At 62.1% G+C, this 10,044-nt stretch carries 7 protein-coding genes, 4 pseudogenes and 1 other annotated feature; of the genes and pseudogenes, 1 reads left to right on the top strand and 10 read right to left on the bottom strand.

Annotated elements, in window-relative coordinates:
- Window positions 1-128 precede the first annotated feature (128 nt).
- Window positions 129-414 (bottom strand): annotated as a pseudogene (locus K9U41_RS19500) (IS110 family transposase); the annotation flags it as partial.
- Window positions 415-662: 248 nt separating this feature from the next.
- Between K9U41_RS19500 and K9U41_RS19495 the strand changes: the two are divergent.
- Window positions 663-887, top strand: a pseudogene (locus tag K9U41_RS19495) (IS481 family transposase); the annotation flags it as partial.
- A gap of 139 nt (window positions 888-1,026) precedes the next feature.
- Here K9U41_RS19495 and K9U41_RS19490 read toward each other — a convergent pair.
- The 9 genes and pseudogenes from K9U41_RS19490 to K9U41_RS19450 all read right to left on the bottom strand — a co-directional run.
- Window positions 1,027-2,193, bottom strand: a complete 1,167-nt coding sequence (locus tag K9U41_RS19490) for a DegT/DnrJ/EryC1/StrS family aminotransferase (RefSeq protein ID WP_282642521.1) — start codon at window positions 2,191-2,193, stop codon at window positions 1,027-1,029.
- On the bottom strand, window positions 2,190-3,122 hold the full coding sequence (locus K9U41_RS19485; protein WP_282642520.1) for a GDP-L-fucose synthase family protein: 933 nt from the start codon (window positions 3,120-3,122) through the stop codon (window positions 2,190-2,192). Before K9U41_RS19485 ends, K9U41_RS19490 begins: the two co-directional genes overlap by 4 nt.
- A gap of 8 nt (window positions 3,123-3,130) precedes the next feature.
- Complete coding sequence (gene gmd, locus K9U41_RS19480) at window positions 3,131-4,258, bottom strand: GDP-mannose 4,6-dehydratase (protein WP_282642519.1); 1,128 nt, start codon at window positions 4,256-4,258, stop codon at window positions 3,131-3,133.
- A gap of 532 nt (window positions 4,259-4,790) precedes the next feature.
- The gene (locus K9U41_RS19475; RefSeq protein ID WP_282642518.1) at window positions 4,791-5,819 is read right to left on the bottom strand and encodes an aldo/keto reductase; all 1,029 of its coding nucleotides are present in this window, start codon (window positions 5,817-5,819) and stop codon (window positions 4,791-4,793) included.
- A 91-nt stretch (window positions 5,820-5,910) separates the two neighbouring features.
- Window positions 5,911-6,894, bottom strand: coding sequence for a glycosyltransferase (locus tag K9U41_RS19470; protein WP_282642517.1), 984 nt, complete (start codon window positions 6,892-6,894; stop codon window positions 5,911-5,913).
- Window positions 6,895-7,326: 432 nt separating this feature from the next.
- Window positions 7,327-8,201 (bottom strand): annotated as a pseudogene (locus K9U41_RS19465) (IS3 family transposase); the annotation flags it as partial.
- Window positions 8,202-8,256: 55 nt separating this feature from the next.
- Window positions 8,257-8,363 (bottom strand) — a sequence feature (AL1L pseudoknot).
- A pseudogene (locus K9U41_RS19460) lies at window positions 8,259-8,647 on the bottom strand (transposase); the annotation flags it as partial. Its footprint overlaps the feature before it by 105 nt.
- 154 nt (window positions 8,648-8,801) lie before the next feature.
- The gene (gene rfbA / locus K9U41_RS19455) at window positions 8,802-9,710 is read right to left on the bottom strand and encodes a glucose-1-phosphate thymidylyltransferase RfbA (RefSeq protein ID WP_282642516.1); all 909 of its coding nucleotides are present in this window, start codon (window positions 9,708-9,710) and stop codon (window positions 8,802-8,804) included.
- A gap of 137 nt (window positions 9,711-9,847) precedes the next feature.
- Window positions 9,848-10,044: transposase (locus K9U41_RS19450; RefSeq protein WP_282642515.1), on the bottom strand; the 197-nt coding region annotated here is incomplete at its 5' end.

Here is a 10,044-nt window from a genome sequence, read left to right as displayed (position 1 = left end):
TGGGATCGGCGCCGGCCAGAAGTTGGTCCAGAAGCGCGTCAGGAATACGGGGGGCTTTGCGTCGGGCCATCGGGAACCTCCATAAGGTCCATCATGACCGCCCCCACACGAAATTCCTGACACTCCCGGACGCCGGCGTCGATCGTGTCGGTCTTGTCTTCGCGTACGCAATCACCCGCACCTGCTTGGGGTTCGCGATCACCACCTTCTTCACGTGTGGCGTCATTACCGCCGCGACCGCCGCCGCGTTGCCGGTCGCCTCGACCACCACCACATCCTCCGTCATCAGCGTCGCGGCGAACGCATTCAGGAGTTCGCGTCGCATTCGACGCGTCCCAGCCGCTTGAGTTTGCCGTCTTCCCAGGCCACCGCCTCAGCGAAGGCGCGGTGAATGTCCAGTCCGATGATGCGCATGCCTCCTCCCTTCCGAGCGTTGCTCGTCAAAACGGGAGCTGGCGGGCGACACGACACCTACTGATCCGCGCTCGCGGCGCATCCGGGCAAGTCGCAAGGGGCGGCCATGTAACGAGCTCGGGCTCTCGGCCCAACGTCTATCGGCGGTCTGCCCACACCTTCGTGCTCCCGGTGCCCCGCGTCCCGGATGGGTTCACCATAAGGCCGTTCCAAAAAGAGAAAAGCCGGACGAGAAAGGCACCGCCGACATGGTGCGCACCATCAAGGAGGCGACCGTCAAGCGCTTCCACTATGACGGCCACGATCAACTCCGAGCCCACCTCGAAAGCTTCATCGCCGCTTACAGCTTCGCCCGGCGCCTCAAGACCCTGAAGGGTCTCACGCCCTACGAGTTCATCTGCAAACGTTGGACGATCGAGCCCGAAAATTTCACGCTCAATCCAACCCACCAAATGCCGGGACTAAACATCTAAATGGCCTGGCGTCCGTCGCTCCCGATTATGCGGACGCCGTTCTTTGGACATCGCTCCCCATGGCGGGCGATGTCCACCAGCGTGCCGAGATCGGCCCATGCGGTTTGCTCGCGCAGGTCCCGGACTGCCGGCGACGGGATCACATCGCGGCAAGGGCCTCGATCGCATCGGGAATCGGATAATGGTGATTTCCGACGAACAGTCCGTGGCTGTCGATGTGGTCCGCGTTCGGCAGCGTGCCGTGGATCTCGTGATCGAAATATTGCAACACGTTATTCTTGGTGAAGTTCCCGGCCACGATGGGGCGGCATTCAAAGCCTGCTTCGGTCAACCGCTGCACCATAGTCTTGCGGTCGACCCCGGCTTCGCGGCGCAGGACGAGGCTGAAACCGAACCAGCTGCTTTCACCGATCTCGTGCTGGATGGTGAACAAGGGGTGGTTGCCGAGCTTTTCCTGCAGCAGCGTGCCGTTCGCCCGGCGCCCAGCGATCAGCTCCGGCAGCTTCTTCAACTGCTCGATCCCGAGCGCTCCCGACATCTCCAATGGCCGCAGGTTGTAACCCGGCAGGACAAAACGGAAGCTCTCCTCGAAGGGATCGTCACTCTTGGTGCCGGTGACCAGATTCTCCTTCGGGAGGTTGCGCGTCCAGCCATGGGCGCGCAACGCAAGCATGATATGATAAAGCTCTTCGTCGTCGGTCAGGGTCACCCCGCCTTCCATGGTCGAGATGTGGTGCGAGAAGAAGCAGGAGAAGCTTCCCATCGCCCCGAACGTCCCGGTCGGTCGCTTGGCGAAGGTCGCGCCCATGGATTCGCAATTGTCCTCGATCACCACGATATTGCGCCCGGACGTGATCCGGGTGATGGCGTCGAAGTCATTGGGATTGCCCAAGAGATTCACCACCATGATCGCGCGGGTGCGGTCGGTGACGGCGTCCTGCAGCGCGCCGAGGTCGTAGTTCAGCGTCAGCGGGTCGATGTCGACGAATTTGACGTGCATCCCGTATTGGCACAGCGGAAAATACGTGGTGCTCCAAGACACCGCGGGGACGATGACCTCATCGCCGCGCTCCAGTTTCAACGCCGGATTCTTGGTGAAGAACAGAGCCGCCACCATCAGCAGGTTGGCCGAGGAGCCGGAATTCGACATGACGGCGAAGCGGCTGCCGAAATGGGCAGCGAAGCGGCCTTCGAATTCGGCGACCTCCACGCCCATGCTGTAGCGGTCCGACGCGATAACGCGCTGGATGGCGGCATATTCCGTCTCATCCCAGGACGACGTTGCAAGAGGGAAGCGGAAGCTCATGATCCAGCCTTTTTGAGATAAAAGGAATAGGTTTGGGCAATGCCGTCTTTCAGGTTTGTCGGTGCCTGCCAGCCCCAGGCCTCAAGCCGAGCGACTGACGACAGCTTGCGCTTCATACCGACCGGCCGCGACAGGTCATGGGTGAACCGGCCTTGCCAACCCACGACCTCGGCCGTGGCCGCGTAATACTCGTTGATGGAGTGGTCCTGGCCGAGACCGACATTCATCACGTCGGGCAGTTTCTCCATATCGGCCGCCGCCCGCCAGACCGCATCGGCCAGATCCCCGGCATAAAGGAACTCGCGACGCGCCGTTCCGTCGCCCCAGATCTCAACCTCGTCAAGACCCAGCCGCTTGGCTTCGGCAACCTTGTGGATCACTGCTGGAACGAGGTGGGAGTGGGCGGGATCGAACTTGTCGTACGGACCATAGAGGTTGCAGGGAATCAGAGTTTTATACTGGGCCCCCGCATCCTCGCGCCGGATATATTGGCAGAGCCGGAGCGCCGCGATCTTGGCGATCGCATAGCCTTCGTTGGTCGGCTCCAATGCTCCGGTCAGGATCATGTCTTCCGTGAGCGGATCATCGTGGCCCGCAGGATAGATGCAGGTCGAGCCGAGATTGAGGAAATGCCGCACCCCGGCTTGCCGCGCGCCCATGATGATATTGCGCCCGATGGCAAGATTCTCTTCCAGGAAGGCGACCGGGTGGGCGATGTTGGCCTGAATTCCTCCGACCCGGCCTGCCCCATGGATCACAAGATCAGGTCGTACCGCTGCGACATAATCCGCGACGGCCTGATAGTCGCGCAAGTCAAGATCAGCGCTCGAAGGTGCGAGAACTTCCCATTGCGCGGCCAGAAGATGTTCCTGGAGGTTGCGGCCGACCATGCCTCGCCCGCCAGTGATGAGAACTCTTCCGACCGGCATCGTTCGTCTCAAATGCTGCTTGAAACCGGGGTTTCATATCCGTGGTGGCGGAGCAGGGCAAGGCGTTGCGCCACCTTGAGGTCTTCGGCCACCATCTCGGCGCACATCTCCTGCACCGTGGTTTCCGGCACCCAACCCAGCTTCTCTTTGGCCCTGGTCGGATCGCCCAGCAGCGTGTCCACCTCGGTCGGACGGAAATAGCGCGGATCGATGCGGATCATCACGTCGCCTGCCTTCACCGCAGGGGCCTTGTCGCCGGTCACGGCTTTCACGGTCGCGACCTCGTCCACTCCGGAATCGGTAAACTCTAGAGTGATCCCAAGTTCTGCTGCCGACCAAGTAATGAATTCGCGCACCGTATATTGTTGTCCGGTTGCGATCACAAAGTCTTCGGGCTCGTCCTGTTGCAGCATGAGCCATTGCATGCGGACATAGTCCCTGGCATGGCCCCAATCGCGAAGGCTGTCGATGTTGCCCATGTAGAGGCAGCTTTCCAGCCCTTGGGCAATATTGGTCAGGCCCCGGGTCACCTTGCGGGTGACGAAGGTTTCGCCGCGCCGGGGGCTTTCATGATTGAACAGGATCCCGTTGCAGGCATAGATGCCATAGGCTTCACGATAGTTCACCGTGATCCAGTAGGCGTAGAGTTTCGCCACCGCATAGGGCGAGCGGGGATAGAAGGGCGTCGTCTCCCGTTGTGGGATTTCCTGGACGAGACCGAAGAGTTCCGACGTGGAGGCTTGGTAGAAGCGGGTCACCTTTTCTAGTCCGAGGAACCGGATCGCCTCGAGAAGTCGCAGCGTGCCGATGGCATCCACGTCCGCAGTATATTCCGGCGCCTCAAAGCTGACGGCCACATGACTTTGAGCGCCCAGATTATAGACTTCGTTCGGACGCACCTCAGAGAGAATACGGGTCAGATTGGAGCTGTCGGTCAGGTCGCCGTAATGTAACTTAAAGCGGGCATTGTCGATGTGCGGATCCTGAAAGATGTGATCCACGCGCTGGGTGTTGAACAATGAGGCACGGCGCTTGATACCATGCACCTCATAGCCTTTATCCAGCAGGAATTCCGCAAGATAGGAGCCGTCCTGTCCGGTAATGCCAGTGATAAGGGCGACCTTGGCGCTCGACATCGCGGATCTTCTCCATCACCGTTACAGAGCGTGCACTTAGTGTCGAGCATATGGGCACAGTTAGTGGGTTCGATCAAGCTCCACCGAGGCCATGGCATCGATATTCCTGTTGGTCATTAGCCTGGAGCCGTTCTGAGGAATATCAACGATCTGCCCAAGCCTTGCGGCGACGTGCCGCTTAGTTGGCCACTGTGAACCCTTTCCCTCGAAGCGAGTCTACACGTAATACGGGACACTTCTATTAATAAATCTAATACTTGCTCTCCATCCTCCGTCAGCTCGGCGGACCTCGCCGGAGGCACACTTCCTGCCAATTCTTGGCAGGAAGAAACGGATTCGCCGCTCGCTCAATCCAGGAAGGTCCGCTCCTGCTGCCCAGGTCGCACCAAGACGATGCGCGCAAAGAAGACATATGTTCTGTAACTATCATCTCATGTTATGAAACTGGCACGACGCAGCGGGATCGACGAAACGTCGTGAGGAAATGGCGTTACGCTGCGACGGTCATGAATGGACCCACGGGGCCAATACGCTATCCGCGCGATGGGCATTCGACTTTGGCTCCAGCCGCTGCGGTGCCGGCCGGGCCCAGCTTCTCAATGGCAGTGACGGCGGCCGCAAGGGCAGGGTCGCCCATCGCTTCGACCGTGCCGACGTTGGCGGCAAGGCTGCGATCGGAGAACATGGAGACCAGTACCACCCCATCGGGGTTCAAGGTCAGCGCGCGTGCGACCAGCACCCGTCCGAGCGCGCTAGCAGGGTCGCCCCCAAGAGCGGCGACAGCCCCGCGAAGATTAGCATTCGTCTCCATCCGCCGGGAAATGTCGGCCAGCACTCCGTCCACGCCCATCACCGAATGGGCCAGCGTGCCCATGCCCGCCGCGCGGCCGGCGTCGAATAGCGCTGAAGGAGACGGTGTGTCCGGCGCGGGCAGGGCGAATTGCGCCGCCCCGAACGGCGCGCCGCGCGCGATGCAGGCGGCCGCCACGTCCGTGCCTGAGGCCACAGCCACGGCGCGGGCCTTGCCGGATGTGAGGATGTCCTCCAGCGCTCGCAGGATGTCGTCGCGCGCGATCTCTTCCACGGTGGCATTGTGCAGCGCGTAAAGGTCGACGTAGTCGGTTCCCAGCCGGCGCAGGCTTCCTTCGAGTGACTCCCGCAGCAGCTCGGGGGTCAAAGGTTGCTTCTGGTTGGTCTGCATCCCCGACTTGCGCAGCTTCTCGCGCAAGCCCGGTACGGTACCGACCATCTGCCGTGCGACGTGGATCAGGCGGCGGGTGACCATGCCCTTGATCCCGCCGGTGCTCTTCGGCGGGGCGAGGCCCACCTTGGTGCAGAGCCCCACTTGGTCGCGCCGGCCGCGAAAGAATTCCGCCGCGATCTCCTCGGCGACGCCTCGGCCGTAAGCAGGCGCGAGATCGAACCACGCCAACCCGCGGTCATGCGCAGCCGCCATTGCCCGTAGCCCGTCTTTAGCCGAGACGCGGGAGCCGAGCGAAGCGCAACCAAACCCGAGAGCCGATGTCTCAATGCCTGTTTTGCCGAGGGAAATCCGCTTCATCCGCCCATCCCGGCTCTCGTCGGAAGCCTGATCGATCTTGCGTGGCGCTCCGGCGCAGCGCGATCACCAACGGCCCGGCGCTGAGACACGCTCAGTCACGATTCCACCGCATACTAGCATAGCGGGACCGGTCGCGCAGGAGGGTCGAGATCATTTTGCGTGCGCGATATGCCCGCAGCTCCAACAGCGCGCGGAACGCTCTCCAGCGGTCACGGGGGTGTTTCAATCGCGGGGTAGTGGCCAGCAGCAAGATGTTGAACACGGGAGAGACCAGGAGCGCACCGGCCTTGACCAGCCACCTCACCTTGCTGACAGGGCTGGTCCCCTGGACCTCGTATTGGTGGCTGATGTTGCGATCCCATTTGCGTTTCAAAGCCGTCATCGTCGGCCGCGCGGGGTGGTGGACCAGGACTTCGGGGGCATAGACGGCCGGGTAGCCCGCCTTCGTCGCGCGCTGGCCCCACTCGGCATCCTCGGCGACCGAGATGCCGACGAATGGGCCTACCGCATCGAACACCTCGCGCAGCATGGCGAGGTTGGCGGACACCGAGAAGTTCTGTTTTTCGATGTATTTTTGCTGCGGGAAGGCATATACTTGTTCATACGCCTCGGCCGGGCTGGGATTTTCCGGGTCGAGGGGGAAAATCTGGACGCCGCCGCCGATGACCTTGGTCGCAGGATCTTCGAACCGCTTCAGCAGTCGCGCCTTCCAGTTCTTGTCGAACAGCACGTCGGCATCGGTGAAGGCCAGGATCGGTGCATGGGACAGCGCCACACCGCGGTTGCGCGCAGGCCCCGGCCCCGGCTCCAATTCGGAGGTCAGGTTCACCTGCGGCCAAGACGCGACCACGGTGGCCGGGTCTTCGCGCGAGCCGTTATCGACCACAATCACTTCGACATCATCCATGTCAAATTGACTGTAGAGAGATTGTAGAAAGGCGGCCAGATATTCGGGCTGGTTGAGGTGGGGAGCGATGATGCTCAGAACCGGCCGAGTAGAGGCATTCTCCTGGCCTCCCATGAGCGCAGAAGGAAATGCTACCGGTCTGATATCCGAGACGCGATTGGCGCTCATCCTGACCTCATGAGACCCGATTGGGGCAAAGAAAAAACAATTTTACGTTGTGACGTTACTGTAGCTCATTTGAGCGCCGCCGCAATCCCCTACGCAAAATCTTGACAAGATGTCATTTCCTTGTCAAGGTCTTTCATGAAAGTTAGACGGCAATGTGGTGCGGTTCTTGGGTTGGTTTATGGGTTAAGAGGTATCGTTAGCACTACTTTGGCAGAATCAGATTGGTGGTCTCCAGATTGTCCTTCGGCAGTGGGGCATGTTGGGCAAGTGATGCCCAGGAGAATGCCCTGATGAGGGCTCTGCGAAGCTGAGGCAAGGTCGGTCGTGGGGGACCCCGCCGCAGGCTTTTTTCTCCCACGGCCTGCTCCAGGTGGCGGTGCTGGAGGAAGGCATAGGCGATCATGGTCATCAGGGCGTGACGGTGGAGGCTGCGCCGGGTGCCGGCCGCTGGCGCTCGATGGCCATGGCGAGGGCTTCCAGCGCGATCTGTGTGTGCAATGTCTCGCGCATGGACCAGCCGACCAGCTTGCGGGTGTGCATGTCGAGCACGCCGGCAAGGTAGAGCCAGCCTTCGCCTGTGGGGATGTAAGTGAGGTCCGCCAGCCAGACCTGGTTCGGGGCCAGGGTCATGAAGTTGCGGGCGAGCCGGTTGGGAGCGATCGGATAGGAATGGCGGCTGTCGGTCGTCCGCGTGCGCCTTGGCACGGCGGCCAGGCCCCGGATGCCGGCGCGGCGCATGAGCCGCTCGATCCGGGACCGGCCCACGCGCCGACCGTGCCCCCTTAGGACCGCATGGATCCGGGGCGCGCCATAGGTCCCGCTGCTCTCCGCGTGGATCAGCCGGATGTCGTCGGTGAGCGCCCGGTTGGTCTGCGCGCGCAAGCTCTCCGGCCGGGCGCGCCAGGCATAATAGCCGCTGGCCGACAGCCCGAGGGCCGCGCACATCACGCGAACCGGCCACACAGCGCGATGCTCATCGACGAACCCGAACTTCATCGGGAGGCCGCTCCGAAGATGAGCGCGGCTTTTTTTAAGATGTCGCGCTCCATCCGCAGGCGTTCATTCTCCCGCCTGAGCCGGGCGTTCTCGGCAGCAAGGTCGGCCGGCGAGGGGGCCGCCGCCTGCGGGATCGGGCGCCGCGCCGGCCCCCTCGCCTGGGGGGCGACGTCTCTCACCCACCGGCGCAGCACCGTCTCGTGCAGCCCCAGTTCCTGAGCCACCTGTGCGGTGGAAAGGCCGCTGGCCGTGACCCGTTCAACCGCCTCCCGCTTGAACGCCTCTGGAAACACCCGACGCCGTGCGCCCATCGAACACTCCTGTGAAGCTCGCCAAAGCTAGCATGGGTGTCCACCAAAACGGGGGAGGATCACTCTGCAGATCGGCTCGACCCCATAGGCTCTACGGTGATCGTCGATGAAAGCGATCATCGCTTGAACGGGCGGTCGAGCTCTGCCTGGGCAAAATACGCCGACGCCTTGCGCAGGATCTCGTTCGCCTGTCGAAGCTCCCGGTTCTCGCGCTCAAGAGCCTTGAGCTTGGCCGCCATGTCCGTCGTTAGGCCGGGCTTGCGGCCGCTGTCGATCTCGGCCTTCTTGACCCACTCGTTCAGCGTCTGCGCCGTGCAGCCGATCTTGCCCGAAATCGACATGATCGCCGCCCAACGGGACGGATGCTCGGCCTCATGGTCCAGCACCATCCGCACCGCACGGGATCGCACCTCAGGCGAGAACTTGTTCGTCGTCTTGCTCGTCATGGCTCCACCTTCTCAGGAGTTGGAGCCTCCGACAAACCCGGCGCGGTTCAGAGCGTTGCGCTCCGCACCATCGCGCCTTATCAGCCCCTGAGACAATATACTTCAAGATGGCGCCCGCGTGGGCCCGGCCAAAAGGCTTCGGAAGATCCACGCTTCAGGCGGCCGAGCCCCTTGCACCAGCCACAAAGGCCGGGCCATTGGGCGGCACCAGCCGCTTTAGATACTGACCATAGGCGCTCTTGCCAAGGGCGCCGGCAAGCTTTTCCAACTGAGCAGCGTCGATGAAGCCCATGCGGTAGGCCACCTCTTCCGGGCAGGCGATCTTGAAGCCCTGACGCTTCTCAAGGGTGGCGACGAAATTGGCTGCATCCAAGAGGCTGTCCGGGTTGCCCGTATCGAGCCAGGCATAGCCACGGCCCATGACCTCCACGGAGAGTAGGCCGCGCTCCAGATAGATCCCGTTGACGTCAGTGATCTCCAACTCGCCGCGGGGCGAGGGCTTCAGGTTGGCGGCGATATCCACAACCTGCTTGTCGTAGAAATAGAGCCCGGTGACGGCCCAGTTGCTCTTGGGCACGGCCGGCTTCTCCTCGATGGAAACCGCCCGCATGTCGGCGTCGAACTCCACCACGCCGTACCGCTCCGGGTCGGTGACGTGATAAGCGAACACCGTCGCGCCGGTCTCGATCTCCTCCCCGCCGCGCAGCAGCTCCGGCAGACCGTGGCCGTAATAGATATTGTCGCCGAGGATCAGCGCCGAGGAGCGGCCGGCCACGAAGTCCGCGCCGATGATAAAGGCCTGGGCCAGCCCGTCCGGGCTCGGCTGCACCGCATAGGTCAGCGAGATGCCCCACTGGCTCCCGTCTCCCAGCAGCCGCTCGAACGCCTCGCGGTCATGGGGCGTGGTGATGATCAAGATCTCTTTGATCCCCGCCAGCATCAAAGTGGTCAGCGGATAGTAGACCATCGGCTTGTCATAGATCGGCATAAGTTGTTTCGACACAGCCAAAGTGACCGGATAAAGCCGCGTTCCCGAGCCGCCCGCCAGGATGATCCCCCGCATAGACTCTTCCTTCCCATTGCAAGGCCGGGACAAAAGTCGTCGCGCACCGGCCGGTCCAATTGGCGCGTCGACTTTCCGAGAGGGACGTAACCCATGATGAGCAAGAATGTCAATCAGCGTCCAGAACCGCCATTTGTCTAGGCGGTGTGGACGGATTTGATGAGGATGAAGCTCAGGGCGAGGGCGACGATGGCGGCGAAGCCGCACTCGGTCTTCTCGCAGCGCAGGGCGACGCGCTTGAATCGCTTCAGCTTTCCGAAGCACTGCTCGATGCGGGCACGGCCCCGGTAGAGCGCCTTCGGGAAGAAGGCCGGGCGGTCTTTCGCATTGGATT

This window comes from Xanthobacter autotrophicus (assembly GCF_029991245.1).
GTDB lineage: Bacteria > Pseudomonadota > Alphaproteobacteria > Rhizobiales > Xanthobacteraceae > Xanthobacter > Xanthobacter autotrophicus_C.
The sequence above is the reverse complement of the archived record's forward strand: the minus strand, read 5'-3'. Positions and strand labels throughout refer to the sequence as shown.